General features: G+C 67.4%; 20 protein-coding genes. 9 read left to right on the plus strand and 11 right to left on the minus strand.

All coding sequences use genetic code 11. From position 1 onward, the window contains the following. Positions 1 to 65: 65 nt before the first annotated feature. On the minus strand, positions 66 to 497 hold the full coding sequence (locus ACVCMI_RS06305; RefSeq protein ID WP_395116980.1) for a DUF4124 domain-containing protein: 432 nt from the start codon (positions 495 to 497) through the stop codon (positions 66 to 68). A 109-nt stretch (positions 498 to 606) separates the two neighbouring features. Between ACVCMI_RS06305 and ACVCMI_RS06310 the strand changes: the two genes are divergently transcribed. From ACVCMI_RS06310 to rimI, 3 genes are read left to right on the plus strand one after another with little or no spacing between them, the layout of a single operon-like run. Next, on the plus strand, positions 607 to 1,389 hold the full coding sequence (locus ACVCMI_RS06310; RefSeq protein WP_395116982.1) for a CDP-alcohol phosphatidyltransferase family protein: 783 nt from the start codon (positions 607 to 609) through the stop codon (positions 1,387 to 1,389). Between the two features lie 8 nt (positions 1,390 to 1,397). Further along, positions 1,398 to 1,853 carry a hypothetical protein gene (locus ACVCMI_RS06315; RefSeq protein ID WP_447099431.1) on the plus strand — a complete coding sequence of 152 codons (456 nt, stop codon included), beginning with the start codon at positions 1,398 to 1,400 and terminating at the stop codon, positions 1,851 to 1,853. Positions 1,854 to 1,856: 3 nt separating this feature from the next. Beyond that, positions 1,857 to 2,339 (plus strand): ribosomal protein S18-alanine N-acetyltransferase, encoded by a 483-nt coding sequence (rimI, locus tag ACVCMI_RS06320; protein WP_395116986.1) that lies wholly within the window; start codon positions 1,857 to 1,859, stop codon positions 2,337 to 2,339. A gap of 51 nt (positions 2,340 to 2,390) precedes the next feature. Here the strand turns inward: rimI and ACVCMI_RS06325 are convergent, their stop codons facing one another. The 3 genes from ACVCMI_RS06325 to proC all read right to left on the minus strand — a co-directional run bounded on the left by ACVCMI_RS06325 (position 2,391) and on the right by proC (position 6,858). Then, complete coding sequence (locus ACVCMI_RS06325) at positions 2,391 to 5,225, minus strand: valine--tRNA ligase (protein ID WP_447099430.1); 2,835 nt, start codon at positions 5,223 to 5,225, stop codon at positions 2,391 to 2,393. A gap of 236 nt (positions 5,226 to 5,461) precedes the next feature. Further along, complete coding sequence (locus tag ACVCMI_RS06330; protein ID WP_447099429.1) at positions 5,462 to 6,037, minus strand: YggT family protein; 576 nt, start codon at positions 6,035 to 6,037, stop codon at positions 5,462 to 5,464. Beyond that, a complete protein-coding gene (gene proC, locus ACVCMI_RS06335) occupies positions 6,034 to 6,858 on the minus strand; it encodes a pyrroline-5-carboxylate reductase (protein ID WP_395116991.1) in 825 nt (274 codons plus the stop codon). The genes ACVCMI_RS06330 and proC overlap by 4 nt, the downstream gene beginning before the upstream one ends. Positions 6,859 to 7,206: 348 nt before the next feature. On the opposite strand from proC, the gene ACVCMI_RS06340 reads away from it, so the two are divergent. Together ACVCMI_RS06340 and ACVCMI_RS06345 are read left to right on the plus strand one after the other, a co-directional pair. After that, positions 7,207 to 8,244, plus strand: coding sequence for a type IV pilus twitching motility protein PilT (locus ACVCMI_RS06340; RefSeq protein ID WP_395135988.1), 1,038 nt, complete (start codon positions 7,207 to 7,209; stop codon positions 8,242 to 8,244). A 147-nt stretch (positions 8,245 to 8,391) separates the two neighbouring features. Beyond that, complete coding sequence (locus ACVCMI_RS06345) at positions 8,392 to 9,561, plus strand: PilT/PilU family type 4a pilus ATPase (protein WP_136256917.1); 1,170 nt, start codon at positions 8,392 to 8,394, stop codon at positions 9,559 to 9,561. 68 nt (positions 9,562 to 9,629) lie between these two features. Here the strand turns inward: ACVCMI_RS06345 and ACVCMI_RS06350 are convergent, their stop codons facing one another. From ACVCMI_RS06350 to gshB, 7 genes are all read right to left on the minus strand, one after another. Continuing rightward, positions 9,630 to 10,040 carry a BON domain-containing protein gene (locus ACVCMI_RS06350; RefSeq protein ID WP_395116995.1) on the minus strand — a complete coding sequence of 137 codons (411 nt, stop codon included), beginning with the start codon at positions 10,038 to 10,040 and terminating at the stop codon, positions 9,630 to 9,632. A 249-nt stretch (positions 10,041 to 10,289) separates the two neighbouring features. Next, positions 10,290 to 12,074, minus strand: a complete 1,785-nt coding sequence (locus ACVCMI_RS06355) for a hypothetical protein (protein ID WP_447099428.1) — start codon at positions 12,072 to 12,074, stop codon at positions 10,290 to 10,292. Positions 12,075 to 12,346: 272 nt separating this feature from the next. Beyond that, the gene (locus tag ACVCMI_RS06360) at positions 12,347 to 13,273 is read right to left on the minus strand and encodes an aspartate carbamoyltransferase catalytic subunit (RefSeq protein ID WP_447099427.1); all 927 of its coding nucleotides are present in this window, start codon (positions 13,271 to 13,273) and stop codon (positions 12,347 to 12,349) included. A gap of 32 nt (positions 13,274 to 13,305) precedes the next feature. Beyond that, a complete protein-coding gene (gene ruvX, locus ACVCMI_RS06365; protein WP_447099426.1) occupies positions 13,306 to 13,755 on the minus strand; it encodes a Holliday junction resolvase RuvX in 450 nt (149 codons plus the stop codon). After that, positions 13,752 to 14,321 (minus strand): YqgE/AlgH family protein, encoded by a 570-nt coding sequence (locus ACVCMI_RS06370; protein ID WP_395117003.1) that lies wholly within the window; start codon positions 14,319 to 14,321, stop codon positions 13,752 to 13,754. Before ACVCMI_RS06370 ends, ruvX begins: the two co-directional genes overlap by 4 nt. Before the next feature lie 35 nt (positions 14,322 to 14,356). Then, the gene (locus tag ACVCMI_RS06375) at positions 14,357 to 15,226 is read right to left on the minus strand and encodes a TonB family protein (protein WP_447099425.1); all 870 of its coding nucleotides are present in this window, start codon (positions 15,224 to 15,226) and stop codon (positions 14,357 to 14,359) included. Next, on the minus strand, positions 15,223 to 16,200 hold the full coding sequence (gshB, locus tag ACVCMI_RS06380; protein WP_447099424.1) for a glutathione synthase: 978 nt from the start codon (positions 16,198 to 16,200) through the stop codon (positions 15,223 to 15,225). The genes ACVCMI_RS06375 and gshB overlap by 4 nt, the downstream gene beginning before the upstream one ends. A gap of 386 nt (positions 16,201 to 16,586) precedes the next feature. Between gshB and pilG the strand changes: the two genes are divergently transcribed. The 4 genes from pilG (at position 16,587) to ACVCMI_RS06400 (ending at position 20,047) form a co-directional block, all read left to right on the plus strand. Further along, positions 16,587 to 16,952: a twitching motility response regulator PilG gene (pilG, locus tag ACVCMI_RS06385; RefSeq protein WP_395121350.1), complete on the plus strand. Its 366-nt coding sequence runs from the start codon at positions 16,587 to 16,589 to the stop codon at positions 16,950 to 16,952. A gap of 22 nt (positions 16,953 to 16,974) precedes the next feature. Continuing rightward, positions 16,975 to 17,346 (plus strand): response regulator, encoded by a 372-nt coding sequence (locus ACVCMI_RS06390; RefSeq protein ID WP_395117009.1) that lies wholly within the window; start codon positions 16,975 to 16,977, stop codon positions 17,344 to 17,346. Then, positions 17,343 to 17,882 (plus strand): chemotaxis protein CheW, encoded by a 540-nt coding sequence (locus tag ACVCMI_RS06395; RefSeq protein ID WP_395117011.1) that lies wholly within the window; start codon positions 17,343 to 17,345, stop codon positions 17,880 to 17,882. Before ACVCMI_RS06390 ends, ACVCMI_RS06395 begins: the two co-directional genes overlap by 4 nt. A gap of 134 nt (positions 17,883 to 18,016) precedes the next feature. After that, positions 18,017 to 20,047, plus strand: coding sequence for a methyl-accepting chemotaxis protein (locus tag ACVCMI_RS06400; RefSeq protein WP_395117013.1), 2,031 nt, complete (start codon positions 18,017 to 18,019; stop codon positions 20,045 to 20,047). The last annotated feature ends 9 nt before the right edge of the window (positions 20,048 to 20,056 follow it).

Below are 20,056 nucleotides of genomic sequence, written 5' to 3' on the forward strand. Positions count from 1 at the left end.
GCGATTCCGGCGTGTAAAGCGCCCATTGTAGCGGCGCCACCGCCGCCGGAGTGCGGCCCGGGGGCTTACTTGCCCTGGCAGTACTGGTCGTACTGGGCCTGGGCGGTGGCGATCTGTTGCTGGCGTTGCGAGGCGTCCAGTGCGTTGGGCTTGCCATCCTTCTCCATCACCACTGGACCGCTGCCCTGCAGGGTCGCCAGGTTGGACTGCAGCGAGGCGCACAGCGATTTGCGGTTCTCCGGGGTGTCGGCCATGGTCTTCGGCGCGACGGCGGGCTCGTTGCTGCCGCCCGCGACGTCCTCCGGATTGCTTCGTTCGGCCGGCTTGACCAGCGGCTCCACCGTGCCGGTCGTGGTGACCTTGCTGTACTTGACCCCCTGCGTCGGCGGCGCCTCGGAGTAGTGCACGGTGCCGCTGGCGTCGGTCCACTTGTAGACCTGCGCGGCACACAACGGGGCAAACAGCAGCAGTGCCACGACAATCAGCGAACGGCGCATGGGGGTCTCCGGACAGGGGAAAATCAGTCGTTCCTTGTTATCACTCCGGCGCCCCGGACTCAAGCAGGCAATGGTTTACACTGCGCCTACTCCGTCACGATCCTGCTTCATGAGTCCACCCATGCCCGTTCAACCGCCCCGGCACCGCGGCATTTACCTGTTGCCGAACCTGTTCACCACGGCGGCGATGTTCGCCGGGTTCTACGCGATCATTTCCAGCATCGGCGGCCATTACGTCGAGGCGGCCATCGCGGTGTTCCTGGCGGCGGTGCTCGACGGCATGGATGGGCGCGTGGCGCGCATGACCGGCACGCAGACCGAGTTCGGCGTGCAGTACGACTCCTTGTCGGACCTGGTCAGCTTCGGCCTCGCGCCGGCGCTGGTGATGTACACGTGGTCGCTGTCGGCGCTGCGCGACGTGGGGCCGCTGTGGGGCAAGCTGGGCTGGGCGTGCGCGTTCATCTATGCCGCCTGCGCCGCGCTGCGGCTGGCGCGCTTCAATACCCAGGCAGGGGTGGCCGACAAGCGCTATTTCCAGGGCCTGGCCAGTCCGGCCGCGGCGGCGGTGAACATGTCGTTCGTGTGGACCATGGAGAAGGCCGGCTGGAGCGGCGCCGAGCTGGCCTTCGCCAGCGCGGCGATCGTGGTGGTCACCGGCCTGCTGATGGTCAGCCGCTTCCGCTATTTCAGTTTCAAGTCGCTGCCGATGGGCGAGCGCGGCAACGTGCCGTTCGCCTGGATGGTGGTGGCGGTGCTGCTGCTTGCCTTGCTGTATCTGGCGCCGGCGCGGGTGCTGCTGGCGGGTTTCACCGTGTACCTGTTGTCCGGGCCGGTGTGGACCATCGCGGCGCGGATCGCGCATCGGCGCCGTGCACGGCACTCCGCCAGATGAACGCGCCCATGCCTGCCGCCCACCGCGCCCGCGTCCTGCACGCGCTGGGGCTGACGCCGTGGGTTCGCCGCGTGGCGAAAGTTGTGCCGGCCATGGCCGAGCCGGAGCTGGGCGACGCCGACGTGGCCTGCGTGGTGATCCTGCCGGCGTCGTGCAACGCCCGCGAGCTCGACCTGCTGGGCCGCGCGCTGCATGCCGGCGGTGCGGCGCTGGCGCGCGCGGCGCGCATCAGCGTGCAAGGTGGCCAACTGGCGTCATCGGTGCCGGCGGCGCGCGCCTACCTGGTGTTCGGCGATGCGCAGGCGCATGCACTCGGCCGCGCCTTGCCGGCGGCAGTGATGAGCCAGGCGCTGATTGTGCTTGCCGATGAGCCGAAGCTGGTGCTGGCCGACGCGACGGCCAAGCGTCGGCTGTGGAACGCGCTGCGCAGCGTGCGCCGTGCCCTGGCCAGCGCGGGAGCCTGAACGATGGTCGCCGTGCCGAAGGCGGCGATCCAGGTGCGCGGCATGTACCTGGATGATCTGGCCGCAGTCAGCGCGCTGGAGAACGCCTCGTACGAATTCCCGTGGTCGCCCGGCATCTTCGGCGATTGCGTGCGGGCAGGGCATTCGTGCTGGGTTCTGTGCGTGGATGGCAGCGTGGCCGGCTACGGCATTCTCTCGACCGGCGCCGGCGAGGCGCACTTGCTCAATTTGTGCATCGGCCCGGAGCATCGCGGCCGCGGTCTCGGCCGGCATCTGCTGATGCGCCTGCTCGACGTGGCGCGCTGGAACCGGGCCGAGCGACTCTTCCTCGAAGTGCGCCCGTCCAACCCGGGCGCGAAAGCCTTGTACGAGTCGGTGGGCTTCCACGAAATCGGAAGGCGCCCGCGCTATTACCCGGCACGCGACGGACGCGAGGACGCGATCGTGATGGCGCTCGATATGGCCGCAGGCCATATCGAGAAATAGGCAAGAACCCGATCGCCAAAAAGCCCGAGGCGGCGTGCGGCGGTGCCCGCGCTACAGCTTGCCGGCCTGCTCGCGCAGCGCGCCCAGCGTGGTGTTCCAGTCGGCGATGCGCTGGCGCTCTTGTGCCACGACCTCGGCCGGCGCATTGGCGACGAAGTTCGCGTTGCCGAGCTTGCCTTCGCATTTCCTGATCTCGACCTCGATGCGGCCGATTTCCTTGGCCAGGCGCGCTTTCTCGGCGGCCACGTCGATCAGCCCGGCCAGCGGGATCAGCACGCGCAACGTGCCGACCACGGCGGCCGCGGCGGCGGGTTCGTCGGCGCCAGCAGCGATCCACTGCGGAGTCTCGACGCGGGCGAGGAAGGCGATTTGTGCGGCAAACTTTGCCACCCGCGCACGATCGCCGGAGTCGCCGTCTGCGAGCAACAGCGGGATCGTCTTGCCGGGCGGGATATTCATCTCCGAACGGATCCGGCGGATGCCGGAGAGCACGTTCTTGAACCATTCGATCTCGGTCGTGGCCGCATCGTCGGCGGTGATGTCTTCGGCGCGTGGCCAGGGTCGTTGCAGCAGGCTGCTTTCGCTGAGGCCGAGCACCGGCGCCACTGACGCCCATATTTCCTCGGTGATGAACGGGATCACCGGATGCAGCGCACGCAGCACGCTTTCCAGCACCACCAGCAAGGTGTGGCGGGTGGACGCGGCAGCCGCCGCGTCGTCGCCGTTGAGCGCCGGCTTGGCCAGTTCCAGGAACCAGTCGCAGTACTCGTTCCAGACGAACTCGTACAGCGCTTGCGCCAGATGATCGAAACGATAGCTGACAAAGTGCCGCTCGACCTCGTCCAGCGTCTGCTTGAGCCGCGTCAGAATCCACCGCTCCGCCTCGGTCACCGGCTTTTGATCTCTCCGATTCCCGATTCCCGATTCCCCGTTCCCCGCGTTCAAAAGAACAAACCGCGCCGCATTCCACAGCTTGTTGCAGAACGCCTTGTAGCCCTCGGCCCGCTTGATGTCGAAGTTGATCGTGCGGCTGTAGCTGGCCAGCGCGGCGAAGGTGAAACGCAGCGCATCGGTGCCGATCGCCGGGATGCCGTCGGGGTAGTCCTTGCGGATGCGCTTCTCGACCTTGGCGCGCACCTGCGGAATCAGCAGTGACTTGGTGGATTTCTCCACCAGCGGTTCCAGCGCGATGCCGTCGATCAGGTCCAGCGGGTCCAGCGTGTTGCCCTTGGACTTGGACATCTTCTGGCCTTCCGCATCGCGCACGATGGCGTTGATGTAGACCTCGCGGAACGGTATCTGGCCGGTGAAGTACTTCGTGGTCATCACCATCCGGGCGACCCAGAAGAAGATGATGTCGAAGCCGGTGACCAGCACCGCGCTGGGCAGGAAGATCTTGTCCTGCGCCCAGTTCGCCACGACCTCGCCGCGCTCGTTCTTCACCGGGCCATCGGCCGGCCAGCCCAGCGTGGAGAACGGCCACAGCGCGGAGGAAAACCAGGTGTCCAGCACGTCGTCGTCCTGACGCAGGGCGCCGACCGGCACGGTCGCGGCATGTGCGCGTGCGTCGGCCTCGTCCTCGCCCACGAAGATGTTGCCGGCCTCGTCGTACCACGCCGGGATGCGATGGCCCCACCACAGCTGGCGGCTGATGCACCAGTCCTGGATGTTGTCCAGCCATTGTGTATACGTGTTCGCCCAGTTTTCCGGCACGAACCTGATATCGCCCGAACGCACGGCATCGAGCGCCGGCTCGGTGATCGCCTTGCGGCCGCCCGGGCGGCCATCCGCCTGGACGTCCGAAGTGAGGTCGACGAACCACTGGTCGGTCAGCATCGGCTCGATCACCGCGTCGGAACGCTGGCTCACCGGTACCTGCAGCTTGTGCGCCTTCGTTTCGACCAGCAGGCCGGCGGCTTCGAGATCGGCCAGCACGGCCTTGCGCGCGTCGTAGCGATCGAGTCCGCGATACTTCTCCGGCGCGTTGTCGCTGACCTTCGCGTCCAGCGTGAAGATGGTGATCGGCGGCAGCTTGTGCCGCTGGCCGATGGCGTAGTCGTTGAAGTCATGCGCCGGAGTGATTTTCACGCAGCCGGTGCCGAAATCCTTGTCGACGTAGTCGTCGGCGATTACCGGAATCTGCCGGCCGGTGAGCGGCAAATGCAGCGTCTGGCCGATCAGGTGCGCATAACGCTCGTCCTCCGGATGCACGGCCACGGCGACGTCGCCCAGCATGGTCTCCGGACGCGTGGTGGCGACCACCAGCGACGCGGCGCCGTCGGTGGTCATGTAGCGGATCGACCACATGTGGCCGTCGCGCTCGACGTTGTTCACTTCGAGATCCGACACCGCCGTGCCCAGCACCGGGTCCCAGTTCACCAGCCGGTTGCCGCGATAGATCAGGCCCGCGCGATACCAGTCGATGAACACCTTGCGCACCGCGGCCGACAGGCCTTCGTCCATGGTGAAGCGTTCGCGCGACCAGTCGGCCGCGGCGCCGATGCGGCGCATCTGGTGGGTGATGGTGGAGCCGGACTCCTCCTTCCACTGCCAGACCCGCTGGATGAACGCATCGCGGCCCAGGTCATGCCGGGTCTTTTCCTCGACGGCGAGCTGGTTCTCCACGATCTTCTGGGTCGCGATGCCGGCGTGATCGGTGCCGACCTGCCACAGCGTGTTCATGCCGCGCATGCGCTGGTAGCGCACCAGCATGTCCATCACCGTCTGCTGGAACGCATGCCCCATGTGCAGCGTGCCGGTGACGTTCGGCGGCGGCAGCAGGATGCAGTACGGCTCGCCCTGGCCGCTCGGCTTGAACGCGCCGCTGGCTTCCCAGCGCTCGTACCACTTCGACTCGATCCGGGCCGGCTCGAAACTCTTTTCCATCGGGAAACGCTCGCTGGCGCGCAGGGGCGCGCTTTTGTTGTGGGGTAAAGCCGTGATTGTACGGTGCCGGCAGGGGCCGGCCAAAGATGGTGGGGCCGCCTTGGGGCGTGATGTGTCGTGTGGCCGTTGCCCGCATGGACGAACAAGAGCCGGCGGGCAGTGCCCGCCCTACAGCCGAGGGGAACCCTTCGCGGACGACGGGCAGCGTAGGGCGGGCACTGCCCGCCGCCCTTGTCTCAGCCGCCCACGGCCAGCCCGGCGCCAAGATCCAGCAGCGGCGCGGCGATCAGCATGCGGGCGAGAAACAGCACGATGATCACCGCCATCGGCGCGAAGTCGATCTGGCCGAACACCAGCTTGTCGTCCAGCGGACGCAGCAGCGGGGCGACGATCTTCTCCACCAGTCGCAGCATCGGCTGGCGGCGATCGACGGAAAACATGCTCAGCAGCGACCAGCCGAAGATGAGCACGATGTAGAACAGCAGCACGAAGTCGAACAGCTCGGCAAGCGACAGCACCAGCAGACCGGCAAGGTTGGGCATCGCCCCGACCAGCGCGAACAGCAGCAGGCGCTTGAGCAGCATCGCCAGCCACGCCAGCAGCAGGCCGGCAAGGTTGATCCTGCCCCAGTTCGGCACCACGCGGCGGATCGGCGCCAGCACCGGGTTGGTGGTGCGGTAGATGAACTGGCTCAGCGGGTTGTTGAAATCGGCGCGGCAGGCTTCGGCAGTCACCCGCAGCAGGAACAGGATCACCACGGCGTCGAACGCCAGGCCGATCAGCATCGAGAGTGCGTTGAACAGATAGCTCACGGCTGCGCGTCCAGTTCGGCGGCGAGCTCGGCGCCGCGGCGGGTGGCCGCGGCCACGGCTCTGGCCACGATGCGCGGCAGTCCGTCCGCGCCGAAGCTCTCCAGCGCGGCCTGGGTGGTGCCGTGCGGCGAGGTGACGCGCTGGCGCAGCACGGCCGGGTCGTCGCCGCTCTCGGTGAGCATGCGGCCGGCGCCGAAACAGGTCTGCGCGGCCAGTGCGCGCGCGGTGTCGCGCGGCAGGCCCTGGGCCACGGCGGCTTCTTCCAGCGCTTCCACCAGGGCGAAAAAATAAGCCGGCGCCGAACCGGAGATCGCGGTGACGGTGTCCATCAGGGCTTCGTCGTCGATCCAGCGGGTGAGTCCGGCAGCGTCCAGAATGTGCTGCGCCTGCGCCTTCTGCGCGGGGCTGACGCGCGCGTTGGCGCACAGACCCGTGGCGCCGGCGCCGATCAGCGCAGGCGTGTTCGGCATGCAGCGCACGATCGGCAGGCTCGCGCCGAACCAGCGTTCGAGCTGGTCCAGCCGCACGCCGGCGGCGATCGAGATCAGCAACGGGCGCTGGCGCTGCAGGATGTCCTGCAACTCGCCATGGACGGAGGGCAGCACCTGCGGCTTGACCGCCAGCACGATCACCTCGGCCTCGGCCGCCGCCAGCCGGTTCTCCGCGTAGCAGGCGATGCCGAAATCGCGGCCCAGCTCCTGGCGCCCCTCGGCGCGGGGCTCGGCGACGCTGATCGTGGCGGAGGCGACGCCCGTCTTCAGCAGGCCGCCGATCAGGCTGCGCGCCATGTTGCCGCCGCCGATGAAGGCTAATCGTGTCATGCAGGACTCCTTGATCGTTGCAGCCGCCTACCTTACCGGAAGCCGGCGCGCCGGCGCGCGGACGACGCGCCGCCGCCGCCGCGACGAGGCCGACGGCGGGGCAACCTCGCGTTTTTCGACGGGATGCGCAAATCCCCGTTGCGGTTGCGGCATGATAGGCGGGAAAGGCTGGCCGCACAGCCGCTTGCGCGAGTAGTATCGACGCGGCTACAGGGGGATTCGGGTTGCCGGTCCGCAGGGTTCCAGGGGCAGCGGTTGCGTGCCCGGGCGGCGGCTGGCGGCGACGGTCCGGACCCCTGTGCATCCGCATTCATGCCACCAGACGATCGGTTGAGGGGAAACGACTTCATGGACATTGCCGAACTGCTTGCCTTCTCGGTAAAGAACAAGGCCTCGGATTTGCACCTGTCCGCCGGCCTGCCGCCGATGATCCGCGTCGACGGCGACGTCCGCCGGATCAACATCCCCGCGCTCGAGCACAAGCAGGTGCACTCGCTGATCTACGACATCATGTCGGACAAGCAGCGGCGCGACTACGAGGAGTTCTTCGAGACCGATTTCTCGTTCGAGATCCCCGGCCTGGCGCGCTTCCGCGTCAACGCGTTCACCCAGAACCGCGGCGCCGGCGCAGTGTTCCGCACGATTCCGTCCGAGGTGCTGACGCTGGAAGACCTGGGCGCGCCGCGCGTGTTCAAGGAGCTGATCGAGCAGCCGCAAGGCCTGATCCTGGTGACCGGCCCGACCGGCTCGGGCAAGTCGACCACGCTGGCGGCGATGGTCGACCACATCAACAAGAACGAATACGGGCACATGCTCACGATCGAGGACCCGATCGAGTTCGTGCACACCTCGCAGAAGTGCCTGGTCAACCAGCGCGAGGTGCATCGCGACACGCATGGTTTCAACGAGGCGCTGCGCTCGGCGCTGCGCGAGGACCCGGACTACATCCTGGTCGGCGAGCTGCGCGACCTGGAAACCATCCGCCTGGCGCTGACCGCCGCGGAAACCGGCCATCTGGTGTTCGCCACCGTGCATACAAGTTCGGCGGCCAAGACCATCGACCGCATCATCGACGTGTTCCCCGCCGGCGAGAAGCCGATGGTGCGCTCGATGCTGTCCGAAAGCCTGCGCGCGGTGATTTCGCAGTCGCTGCTGAAGAAGGTCGGCGGCGGCCGCATCGCGGCGCACGAGATCATGGTCGGCATCCCGGCCATCCGCAACCTGATCCGCGAGGACAAGGTGGCGCAGATGTACTCGTCGATCCAGACCGGCCAGCAGTTCGGCATGCAGACCCTGGACCAGTGCCTGCTGGACCTGGTCAAGCGTGGCGTCGTGACGCGCCAGCAGGCGCAGGGCTACGCCAAGAACAAGGACAGTTTCAAGTGAGGCCGGGAATCGGGAATCGGGAATGGTTGAGAAGCGCACAGCGGCACCGGCTCTCGGCTTGAACGTCTCGGCTTCCCGCGGCGGATTTGCAGCGTGCCTCAAACCCCTATTCCCTATTCCCCATTCCCTATTCCCGGACCCAAAGCCATGAGCGACTTCGATTTCACCTCGTTCCTGAAACTGATGGTGCACAAGAAGGCATCGGATCTTTTCATCACGGCCGGCGTGGCGCCGTCGATGAAGGTACAGGGGCGCATCGTGCCGATCACGCAGAGCCCGCTCAGCGTGCAGCAGGCGCGCGACATGGTGCTCAACGTGATGACGCCGGGCCAGCGCGAGGAGTTCGAGAAGACCCACGAGTGCCAGTTCGCGATTTCCGCGCAGGGCGTGGGCCGTTTCCGCGTGTCGTGCTTCTACCAGCGCAACTGCGTGGGCATGGTGTTGCGCCGGATCGAGTCGAAGATCCCCACCACCGAGGAGCTGAACCTGCCGCCGGTGATCAAGCAGCTGGCGATGACCAAGCGCGGCATCATCATCTTCGTCGGCGCCACCGGTTCGGGCAAATCGACCTCGCTGGCGGCGATGGTCGGCTACCGCAACCTCAACTCGACAGGGCACATCATCACGATCGAGGACCCGATCGAGTACGTGCACAAGCACGAGGGCTGCATCATCACCCAGCGCGAGGTCGGCATCGACACCGACAGCTGGGACGCTGCCCTGAAAAACACCCTGCGCCAGGCACCCGACGTGATCATGATCGGCGAAATCCGCACCCGCGAGGGCATGGACCACGCCATCGCGTTCGCCGAGACCGGCCACCTGGTGCTGTGCACGCTGCATGCGAACAACGCCAACCAGGCGATGGACCGCATCCTGCATTTCTTCCCGGAGGATCGCCGCCAGCAGTTGCTGATGGACCTGTCGCTGAACCTCAAGGGCATCGTGGCGCAGATGCTGATTCCGACGCCGGACGGCAAGGCGCGTCGGGTCGCGGTGGAAGTGCTGCTGGGCACGCCGCTGGCGCAGGACTACATCCGCCAGGGCGAGATCCACAAGCTGAAGGAGCTGATGAAGGAGTCGACCCTGCTCGGCATGAAGACCTTCGACCAGGCGCTGGTCGAGCTCTACCACGCCGGCGAGATCAGCTACGAGGATGCGCTGCGCTACGCGGACAGCTCCAACGAGGTGCGCCTGCGTATCAAGCTGGCCCAGGGTGGCGACGCGCACACCTTGTCGCAGGGGCTGGACGGCGTCGAACTGGAAGAAGACCCCAACGACAAGAGCTTCGGCGGCAGCAACCTGCTCAACCGCTGAGCAGATCCTGCGGCAAGGAAAAAGGAGCCTCGCGGCTCCTTTTTCCGTTCACGGGTTGTCGCGATCGATCAGTGGCTGCTCATGCTGGACGAGGGCCGGTCGTGGTGTTTCGTGGCGGCGGGGGTGATCGCCAGCGCGGAGGCGTCGACGCTCTTCACTCCCTTGACGCCCTGCGCCACGCGCACCGCGTTCATCTTCTCGCTGGCGCTGCCGACGTTGCCGGTCAGGGTTACCACGCCATCGTTGGTGGTCACGTTGATGTCGGTGGCGCTCACGCCCTTGGTGGTGCCGAATTCGGTCTTCACCTTGGTGGTGATCCATGCGTCGGCGGCCTTGTCCGGCACCGTCTGGTTGTCCGATGCCTGCGCGGCGGCCTCGCTGCTCTGCGCTGCCACGGCTTGGCTGAGTGGCACGGCGGCGAAGGCGAGCGTCAGGGCGGCGGCGATCATGCTGCGGCGAATCACGGGATGGTTGTGCATGGCAATCTCCTTGGAGAAGGGGTTGTCGGTGGTGACAACGGGGTCGCCGGGTTTGCGATCCTTGTGGCCATGACAGCAGCGGCGGAGTGAACGCCATGTGCGCAGGCGCCGCCGCGATTCAGGTGCCGCCACGGTTTGCGAAGGCGAGGTCACGAGCATGTTGGCGGTACGTTGCGTGCGCAAAAAAAGGCCGGGGTGCGCGCGGCGCCCCGGCCTGGAGTGGAACGACCTGCCCTGGCGTCGCTTATGTCACTTCAGCGTCGTCTGGCTGGTGATCACCATGCCGCCGGCCTCGACATGCATCTCGGCGTGGATGTCTTCCACGCGCTGCGCCTGCTGCTTCATCGCCTCGAACTGCGCCTTGGAACGCGCCGCCGCCTCTGCCGCCTGGGCGGCGCTGTCGTCGGGCTTGTCCGCCGATGCATCACCGCTGTTGTTCATCGCGCTGGCCGCGGCGGTGAGCGCGTCGACCTTGTCCTGCATCAGCTGCACCCAGGACAGGTACATCGCTCCGCTCAGGTGCATCCGCGCCATCTGGCCCGCGTTGCCGCCGGCTTCCTTCAGGGTGTCGGCCAGCTTGGCGTCCTCGCCGGCGCCCACGCCCAGCGCCAGCGCCTTGTCGCTCATCGCCACCCAGCCGGGCTGGCCGAGCATGCCGGCCATCTGCTGCGGCAGCGCCACCGGCTTGCCGTCATTGGTCAGCTTCAGCTGCGCCAGCGCGGGCACCATCATCTGGCCCATCGCCAGCAGGCCGGTCGGGTTGCTGGTGGCCAGCACCAGCCGGCCGCTGAAGGTGGGCAGGCTGGAGGTGGGGTTGTCAGTGAGCGTATCCAGCGCCAGGCGCACGCCCAGCAGGTCGCCGAACGGCGGGATCGCGGCTTTCTGCGTGGCCGGGCCGAGCTTGGCGAAGCCCTCGTTGAGATCGCTCAGCGCCGGGCAGGTGAACGGCTTGGCCGCCACTGCATCGGCCTGGGCCATCCAGAACGTGCGCAGGTTCGCGATCGGCAGCGCCAGGCTCACGTCGAATGGCGCGGTACCGGCCTGACCCAGCCCGGGCAGTTCGACCTTGAGCCCGGAGAACGCCTTGCTGATGTCCTCGGCCAGCGCGATGTCGAGGCGGCCGTCCTGATGACCGGCGTCGAGCCGGGTGTAGCCGAAGCTGATCGTCGGCACCCGTGCGGCGATGCGAGCGGCATCGGTGCTGCACGACGGCGGGACCTGCAACTGATTGGCCACCGGCTCGCCGGTCTTGGCCGACTCGGCTACCGCGTGCGCCTTGCGCATCGCATTGGCCAGTGCGTCCGTGCCGCCGATTGCCAGCGGCAGCACGCGGGTCAGGTCGAGTTCGCCGACCAGCCACTTCTTGTAACCGTTGGCCTTGGCCAGGTCGGCCAGGCGACCGTCGTCCTGCATGCTCTTCTGCGGCCGATCCAGTCCCAGCGCCTCGCGCAGCATGGTTTTCGGCGCGTCGATCGGCAGCAGCGCTGCCACCGCCTGCTTGTCCACCGTGGCCAGGATCACCTCGGCGCCCGATTCGGTGGACGCGTAGCGGCGGTAGCTCTGCTTGCCTTCGCTGGCCACCTCGAACTTCTTGCCGTAGGCGGTCTCCAGGCGGCCCACGAACGCGTCGAAGGCGGCCGCGTCGGCGAGCTGGAAGCGCAGCACGGGCGCCAGGCCCAGGCCGTAGAGGGCCGAGTAGCCCTTCAGGTCGAGGCCGGCGGACTGGGCGAAGCCCTCCACCGTCTTGCCGTTGAACTCGGCGCGCAGCGCGCGCAGCAGGCGGGCGCCGTCAGGGTCCTTCTCGGCGAGCCGGTCGGCCGCGGCGTCCATCTGTTCCAGTTGCGACGGCAACTGGGCGTCGGCCTGGGCCAGGAGAGCCTTGCGGGTGTCGTCGTCGAGCACGTCCAGGTTGGCCACGACGTACGGCGTATCGGCCGGCACGAACGCCAGCGGTGCATCCTTGTCCTTGTGCGAACAGGCAGCCAGCAGGACGCTGGCCAGTCCCATCGCGAGATAGCGGGTTGTCGCGCGCATGTTGATCCCCGTGGTGAGCAGCAGCGGCCATTATGCCCGCTGGGAGCGTGGGCGGCAGAAACTTCGGAGACGAAAAAAAGCTGCGCGAGGACGGGGTATCGACGGTTCGCCGACCCATGGTGGTTCCATGGCTCAAGAAGCGGCGAAGCGCTTTACAACAGCGAAGCTGGTCGAATGCGGACCGCGCAGCCGCTTTTGCAGCCCGGAAGATCTGCGCCGTCGCTCCCGGGTTGCGTCCGTGGCGGGCGCGGCGCCGGCGCTGCAGCGGGCATTCAGCGCGCAAGCACCTCGTTGAGCACGGCCATGCGCACGAACACCCCGTTGCCGACCTGTTCGAGGATGCGTGACTGCGCGCCGTCGGCCACCTCAGAGGCGATCTCGATGCCCCGGTTGATCGGCCCCGGATGCATGACCAGGCAACCCTTGGCCGCGCGCGCCAGGCGGCGACGGTCCAGCCCGTAGCGGGTGAAGTAGGCGGCCTCGTCGGGCAGTTCGATGCGCGCCATGCGCTCCTTCTGCAGGCGCAGCATCACCACCGCATCGGCGCCTTCGATGGCCTGGTCGAAGTCGGTGAAGCGCTGGCCTTCGACGACTTCGTCGGTGGCCGGCATCAGCTCGGGCGGGGCGCACAGGCGGATCTCCTTCACGCCCAGCGCGGTGAAGGCATTGACGTCCGAGCGGGCCACCCGCGAGTGGCTGATGTCGCCGCAGATCACCACCGTCAGATTCTCGAAATCGGGCCGGTGTTGGCGAATGGTGAGCGCATCCAGCAGGCCCTGGGTGGGATGCGCGTGGTTGCCGTCGCCGGCGTTGATCACCGACACGCCGCTCATTGCATGGCGTACCAGTTCGTCCGGCGTGCCGGACTGCTTGTGGCGCACGATGATCGCGTCCAGGTGCATCGCCTCGAGCGTATGCAGGGTGTCGAACAGCTCCTCGCCCTTGCTGGTGGAGGACAGCCCGATGTCGAAGTTGACCACGTCCGCACCGAGCCGCCGCGCCGCCAGTTCGAACGAGGTGCGGGTGCGCGTGGACGGTTCGAAGAACAGGTTCAGCACGGTGCGCCCGGCCAGCACGTCCAGCTTGCGGGTGCCGTGGGCGCAGGCATCGCGCAGCGCCTCGGCGCGGTCGAGCAGGCGCTCGATGGTCTCGCGCGGCAGGTTTTCCAGGGTGGTCAGGTGGCGCAGGCGAGGGCTCATGGGGGTTCGCGGATTGGGGAGGAAGGTGCTGATCAGTGCGGGGTGGCGTCGTGCGGGATCACGGCGGCCTCGAGCAGCCAGCGTTCGAGGATCACTGCCGCCGCCTCGGCGTCGATGGCGGCGCCTTCGCGGCGTCGCCGCAGGCCGGCGGCGCGTCCGGCGGCGAAACGTTCGGCAGCTTCGTGCGAGCTGTGGCGTTCGTCGACCAGCACCACCGGCAGGCGGTAGCGCTCGGTCAGCTTGCCGGCGAAGGCGCGTGCGCGCCGACTGGCGGGTTGTTCGGCGCCATCGAGGGTCAAGGGCAGGCCGACCACCAGGGTGTCGGGCTGCCACTCGCGCTGCAGGGCGTCGAGCCGGTCCCAGTCGGGCTGATCGTCGCGGACGGCGACCACGGCGAGCGCGCGCGCGGTGGCGGTCAGGCGGTTGCCGATGGCCACGCCGGTGAGGCGACTGCCGACATCGAAGCCGAGCACACAGCTCATGCGTGGCCCGCGTAGCCGGACAACTGGCGCGGGTCCACCCCGACCAGGCCGGCGGCGGCGCTCCAGCGCTCCTCCAGCGGCGTGTCGAAGACGACCCGGCCGTTGGCTTCGGCGGTGAGCCAGGCGTTGGCCATCAGTTCCTGTTCCAGCTGGCCGGCATCCCAGCCGGCGTAGCCGAGCACCATGATGGCCTGGCGCGGGCCTTCGCCGGCGGCCATTGCCACCAGGATGTCACGCGAGGTCGTCACCGACCACTCGGCGTTGATGCGGTAGGTCGATTCCCAGTCGCCCGGTTCGTGGTGCAGCACGAAGCCGCGCTCCTGCTGTACCGGGCCGCCGATCAGCACCGGTGCGTCAGCCAGGTCGGCGTCGGCGCATTCGAGCTTCATCTGCGCCAGCACGTCGCCGAAGCGGTATTCGGACAGCTGGTTCACCAGCAAGCCGACCGCGCCGTCCTCGTCGTGCTGGCACAGCAGCGCCACGCCGCGCGAGAACGGCGGCTCGGCCAGGCCCGGCATGGCGATCAGGAAGTGACCGGTGAGGGTCGCGGGTTGCATGGCAGCCATGGCGCCATTGTAGTCGCAGCCGAATCGCGGCGCTCCTAGCGCGTCTGCAGCACGTTGTTGGGCTGGAACTGCCAGGTGCGGGTGATGTTCAGCTCGTCGACGTGCTCGCCGGCCCGCGGTGCCGGCGGAAACGGTGCGGCCAGGCGCACGATGCGTTCGGCCGCGGCGTCGAGCACCGGCTGGCCGGAACTCTGGATCACGTCGATGCTCTTGATGCTGCCGTCGAGGTTGAGCACCACGGTGAGCAGCACGTTGCCGTGCAGGCCGCGGCGACGCGCCTCCTCGGGATAGTTCAGGTTGCCGACCCGCTCCACCCGATCCGACCATCCGCGCATGTAGGCGGCATAGGCGTATTCACGGGTGCTGGCGGTGAGGTATTTCACCTTCGGCCGCTTGGCGTAATCCACCTTCTTGCGGCGCAGTTCGGCGGCGAGCTGGGCGATCGCCTGCTGGCGCTTCAGTTCGGCCGCGGTGGGCGTGGCGTGTTGCGGGTCGACTTCGGTCTGCGCGGTATCGCTGGCGACGCTGAAATCGCTGCGGCCGCTGGTGGTGACCATGCGCGCGGGGGTGGCCGGGTGCGGCAGCGGCGTGGATTCCTGCACCGGTTGCGCCGCGACCCCGGGATCAGGTCGGGGCAACGCGCCGGAGAACAGCTGCGAGGGGCGCGCGGCACGGTCACTCTGGCCGCCGCCGCGGTTGTTGGCCTGGGCCAGGAAATCGGCCTTGTCCGGCGCCTCCTGGTTGGCCACGTTGACCAGCGCGACGTCGAGCGTGGGCAGGCTTGGATCAGGCTTGGCAAAGTGGAAGGTGATGCCCAGCAGCAGCACGCCGTGCAGCAGCAGCGAGAACAGCATGGTGGCGCCGATCGGCTCGGGTCGGGCGGTAACGGTTGCGGTTGCACTCACGCAGGACGATTTCCACTGGCGTGCCGCTCGATGACGTCGAACAGCTGGCCTGCAATGTTAAGCCCGAACTGTGCGTCGAGTTCACGGACGCAGGTCGGGGATGTGACGTTGATCTCGGTCAGGTAGTCGCCGATCACGTCCAGGCCGGTGAACAGCAGTCCGCGGCGACGCAGTTCCGGTGCCACCTGTGCCACGATCCAGCGGTCGCGGTCGGACAGCGGCACGCCCTCGCCGCGACCGCCGGCGGCGAGGTTGCCGCGAAAATCGCTGCCCTGCGGAATGCGCGCGAGCGCGTACGGCACCGGTTCGCCGTCCACGACGAGGATGCGCTTGTCGCCGGCGCTGATCTCCGGCAGGTATTTCTGGGCGATCGTCAGTTGCCGGTGCGCGCCATGGCCGTCGCCACCGAGCAGGGTTTCCAGCATCGAGTTCAGGTTGCTGTCGCCGTGGCGCACGCGGAAGATGCCGCGCCCGCCCATGCCGTCGAGCGGCTTGAGCACCACCTCGCCGTGTTCGGCGGCGAACCGGCGCAGTTCGGCCGGGTCGCGTGCCACCAGGGTGGGCGCGATGCACTGCGGAAACTCGAGCGCGAACAGCTTCTCGTTGCAGTCGCGCAGCGAACGCGGATCGTTCACCACCAGCACGCCGCCGCGCTGGGCCGCTTCCAGCACCATGGTGTCGTAGACGAACTGCGCGTCGACCGGCGGGTCCTTGCGCATCAGCACCATGTCCAGCTCGCGCAGGTCGTGCCAGCGCGGCTGGCCCAGCGTGTACCAGTCGCGCGGATCGTCGCGCACCTCAAGCGGGGCGCTGCGCACCCACGGCGCGCCGTCGCGCAGGGCGAGGTCGCCCTGTTCGAAATAATGCAGGGCGTGGCCGCGTCGGGCGGCCTCCAGCAGCATCGCCAGGGTGGTGTCCTTGGCCACTTTGATGGCGTCGATGGGGTCCATCAGGACGCCGACGGAGAAGGTCATGCGGGGTGCTCCGCGGATTGCCGGGTTTGTGCGGTCGCGCCGGCAGGGGCGCGACGACTGCCGGCTATACTAGCCGCGTCGTTCATGATTGTGCCGGTCGTGGTGCGCGCGGCATGAGGTGCCAATATGCGTCAATTAGTGCGATCGGCGGGCATCGCGTCGCGGCGGTCGCTTGACAGTTTCGACGGGCAGGCAGTAAACAGCAAAGCTTCGGGGATGCCGCCACGGTGCGGGTTTGCAGCAGCCGGATCACCGGGATTTCCACACGCGTACCATTGGGCACAACAGTTGCATGTCCTGATACTTGTCCTGAGCTCGTGGCGAGCCACAGGGGGGAGTGAGTGAATTTGAACGTGAGCGTTACCGATTTGGCGGGCCTCAAGGTCATGGTGATCGATGACTCCAAGACCATCCGCCGCACCGCCGAGACCCTGCTGAAGAAAGAGGGCTGCGAGGTGCTGACCGCGGTCGACGGGTTCGAGGCGCTGGCCAAGATTTCCGACCAGAAGCCGGCGATCATCTTCGTCGACATCATGATGCCCCGCCTCGACGGCTATCAGACCTGCGCCCTGATCAAGAACAACCCCGAGTTCCGCGCCACGCCCGTGATCATGCTCAGCTCCAAGGACGGACTCTTCGACAAGGCGCGCGGCCGCATCGTCGGCGCCGAACAATACCTGACCAAGCCGTTCACCCGTGACGAGCTGCTTGGCGCAATCCATCGACATGTCAGTACTGCAGCAAGTCACTGACTGCAGACCCTGAGGGGGAGCTGTGGCAAACATTCTCATCATCGACGACTCACCCACCGACGTACGCGTGTTCACCACGCTGCTGGAGCGGGCCGGGCACCACGTGGCAGCCGTGAGCACGGCCGAGGAGGGCATCGAGCGCGTGCGCGCCGAACAGCCTGACCTGGTCATCATGGACGTCATCATGCCCGGCATGAACGGCTTCCAGGCCACCCGTACGCTCACCCGCGACCCCAAGACCCAGCACGTGCCGGTGGTGATGATCACCACCAAGTCGATGGAAACCGATCGCGTCTGGGGCATGCGCCAGGGCGCGCGCGCCTTCATCACCAAGCCGGTGAACGAAAAAGACCTGCTGGCCTGCATCAACGATCTGCTGTCGAGCGGCTCATGAACCAGAGCGCCAACCGTACCCCGTTCGAGATTCTGGCGCGCTACGAGCGGCTGTCGCTGGCGCATGCCTCCGATACCCAGGACAAGTTCGAGGCACCGGGCCTGTGGCGCGGCATCGGTTTCCGGGTCGGTTCCAGGCTGCTGGTCAGCGGCATCGACGAGATCAACGAGCTGCTCGCCGTGCCGGTGCTGACCCCGGTGCCTGGCACCCAGCCATGGCTGCTCGGCGTGGCCAACGTGCGCGGCAACCTGGTGCCGGTGGTGGACATCGGGCGCTTCCTGTTCGGCGAACGCACCCAGCATTCCGATCGGAGCCGGTTGCTGGTGGTGCGCCAGGGCGGCGGCAGCGTCGCCTTGCTGGTGGACGAGGTGCTCGGCCAGCGCACGGTGGACGCGGAGCAGCGCCAGCAGGCGCAGGAAGAAGCCGATCCGCGGCTGGCGCGTTTCGTGGACAACCGGGTGGGCGAGCAGCAACTGGCGATTTTCAGCATGAACCGGCTCGTGCGTGCACCGGATTTCCGTCAGGCGGCTGCCTGACGACCGGGTGAAGCCGGCAGGGGATGCCGTGCGGTTGGAGCGGGGAGACCGGAAGGCCGGCACCCGCTTCGGGGCAGCGCGGCAGGGGCCGGTGCGTATGGGCGGCACATATCAGTTAGACCGATGAGGTGAACATGAGTACTACAGGGGGCGTCAGCCGGGAACGCGGATATACCGCACTCATTGTCCTGCTGCTGATCGCGATCGGTTTCGCGGCACTCGACTTCTTCATGCTCAACCAGAAGAACGGCGAGGATCGCCAGGCGGTCGCGCTGACCACGCAGATCCAGGTGCTGTCGCAGCAGACGGCGAAGTTCGCGCTGGAATCCGCCGACGGCAACGTGGACTCCTTCAAGGAACTCGAGTCCACCCGCAATGCCATCGACTCGGCGGTCAAGCGACTGGACAAGGGTGACCCCGACAGCGGCATGCAAGCCTATGCCGACGGCAACAAGTCGCCGGCCGGCCGTGCCGTGACCGCGCTGGACGCGGCCTGGGCGCAGCTCGACGCCGATATCGGCAAGATCCTTTCGAACAAGGCGGTGGTGCTCGACTCGGGCCAGCGCGCGGCGACGATTTCGCAGCAGATGCCGCTGCTCAACTCCAGCATGGAGCAGGTGGTCAACATCCTGCAGCAGCGCAACGGCAGTTCCGAACAGATGCTCGGTACCTCGCGCCAGATGCTGTCCGCCGACCGCATCATCCGCCGCGTGCAGGAGGTGCTGCAGGGCGGCGACAACGCCCAGTCCGCGGCCGACGGTCTGTCGCGCGACGCGCAGTTGTACGGCAGCGTGCTCAAGGGCCTGATCGAGGGCAACCCGGACAGCGGCGTGCGGCCGATCTCCGACGCCAATGCGCGCAAGATCCTTACCGAGATGGACGCCAGCTGGACGAAGCTGGCCGACCCGGTGGCCAAGCTGTCCGCCGCTGCCGCCAACATCGCCGACGTGAAGCGCGCCGGCAACCAGGCCTCGCTGGATTCGCAGACCGTCCTGCTGCGCGCCAACGACCTGTCCGACCAGATCGGCAAGCTGCCGCTGCGCCGGTTGTTCCCGAACGTGTGGTGGGGTCTGTTCGGCGCCATCGCCGCGGTCGCCTTCGCCCTGCTGCTGGTCATCGCCCTGGTCACCGACCAGCGCAAGCGTTTCGCCCAGAGTACCGAGCTGAACCAGCGCAACCAGGAGGCGATCATGCGCCTGCTGGACGAGATGGGGTCGCTGGCCGAAGGCGACCTGACCGTGAAGACCACGGTGTCGGAGGACATCACCGGCGCGATCGCCGACTCGGTGAACTACGCCATCGACGAGCTGCGATCGCTGGTGACCACCATCAACGAGACTTCCGAGCAGGTGTCGTCCTCGGCGCAGGAAACCCAGACCACCGCCCGTCACCTGGCCAACGCGGCCGAGCAGCAGGCGCAGCAGATCACCTCGGCGACCTCGGCGATCAACCAGATCGTGAGCTCGATGGACGTGGTGTCCAAGGATTCCGCCGAATCGGCCGACGTGGCCGAGCGCTCGGTGAAGATCGCCTCGCGCGGCGCCGAGGTGGTGCGCGAGACGATCTCCGGCATGGACTCCATCCGCGACCAGATCCAGGAGACCTCCAAGCGCATCAAGCGCCTGGGCGAATCCTCGCAGGAGATCGGCTCGATCGTGGAACTGATCAATGACATCGCCGAGCAGACCAACATCCTGGCCTTGAACGCGGCCATCCAGGCGGCCTCGGCCGGCGAGGCGGGTCGCGGTTTCGCGGTCGTGGCGGACGAAGTGCAGCGACTGGCCGAACGCTCCACCAGCGCGACCAAGCGCATCGAGACGCTGGTGCAGACGATTCAGTCCGATACCAACGAAGCGGTGAACTCGATGGAGCAGACCACCGCCGAGGTGGTCGCCGGTGCGCGACTGGCCGAGGACGCCGGCAGCGCGCTGGGCGACATCGAGCGCGTCTCGCACGATCTGTCCGCGCTGATTCAGAACATCTCCACCGCGGCGCGCGAGCAGTCCGCGGCGGCAACCGATATCTCGGTGTCGATGAACGCGATCCAGGAAATTACCTCGCAGACCTCGCAGGGCGCGAGCCAGACGGCCGACTCGATCGGTACCTTGGCGCAACTGGCAAGCGACCTGCGGCGTTCCGTGGCCCACTTCAAGCTGCCGGGATGATTTTGCTCG

This window comes from Rhodanobacter sp. UC4448_H15, from assembly GCF_052978265.1.

What these genes read in the sequence shown, in the direction of transcription:
- ACVCMI_RS06305 (WP_395116980.1), bottom strand. Translation starts at nt 497, where the DNA reads ATGCGCCGTTCGCTGATTGTCGTGGCACTGCTGCTGTTTGCCCCGTTG.
- ACVCMI_RS06310 (WP_395116982.1), top strand. Translation starts at nt 607, where the DNA reads ATGAGTCCACCCATGCCCGTTCAACCGCCCCGGCACCGCGGCATTTAC.
- ACVCMI_RS06315 (WP_447099431.1), top strand. Translation starts at nt 1,398, where the DNA reads ATGCCTGCCGCCCACCGCGCCCGCGTCCTGCACGCGCTGGGGCTGACG.
- rimI (WP_395116986.1), top strand. Translation starts at nt 1,857, where the DNA reads ATGGTCGCCGTGCCGAAGGCGGCGATCCAGGTGCGCGGCATGTACCTG.
- ACVCMI_RS06325 (WP_447099430.1), bottom strand. Translation starts at nt 5,225, where the DNA reads ATGGAAAAGAGTTTCGAGCCGGCCCGGATCGAGTCGAAGTGGTACGAG.
- proC (WP_395116991.1), bottom strand. Translation starts at nt 6,858, where the DNA reads ATGACACGATTAGCCTTCATCGGCGGCGGCAACATGGCGCGCAGCCTG.
- ACVCMI_RS06340 (WP_395135988.1), top strand. Translation starts at nt 7,207, where the DNA reads ATGGACATTGCCGAACTGCTTGCCTTCTCGGTAAAGAACAAGGCCTCG.
- ACVCMI_RS06345 (WP_136256917.1), top strand. Translation starts at nt 8,392, where the DNA reads ATGAGCGACTTCGATTTCACCTCGTTCCTGAAACTGATGGTGCACAAG.
- ACVCMI_RS06350 (WP_395116995.1), bottom strand. Translation starts at nt 10,040, where the DNA reads ATGCACAACCATCCCGTGATTCGCCGCAGCATGATCGCCGCCGCCCTG.
- ACVCMI_RS06355 (WP_447099428.1), bottom strand. Translation starts at nt 12,074, where the DNA reads ATGCGCGCGACAACCCGCTATCTCGCGATGGGACTGGCCAGCGTCCTG.
- ACVCMI_RS06360 (WP_447099427.1), bottom strand. Translation starts at nt 13,273, where the DNA reads ATGAGCCCTCGCCTGCGCCACCTGACCACCCTGGAAAACCTGCCGCGC.
- ruvX (WP_447099426.1), bottom strand. Translation starts at nt 13,755, where the DNA reads ATGAGCTGTGTGCTCGGCTTCGATGTCGGCAGTCGCCTCACCGGCGTG.
- ACVCMI_RS06370 (WP_395117003.1), bottom strand. Translation starts at nt 14,321, where the DNA reads ATGGCTGCCATGCAACCCGCGACCCTCACCGGTCACTTCCTGATCGCC.
- gshB (WP_447099424.1), bottom strand. Translation starts at nt 16,200, where the DNA reads ATGACCTTCTCCGTCGGCGTCCTGATGGACCCCATCGACGCCATCAAA.
- pilG (WP_395121350.1), top strand. Translation starts at nt 16,587, where the DNA reads ATGGTGATCGATGACTCCAAGACCATCCGCCGCACCGCCGAGACCCTG.
- ACVCMI_RS06395 (WP_395117011.1), top strand. Translation starts at nt 17,343, where the DNA reads ATGAACCAGAGCGCCAACCGTACCCCGTTCGAGATTCTGGCGCGCTAC.
- ACVCMI_RS06400 (WP_395117013.1), top strand. Translation starts at nt 18,017, where the DNA reads ATGAGTACTACAGGGGGCGTCAGCCGGGAACGCGGATATACCGCACTC.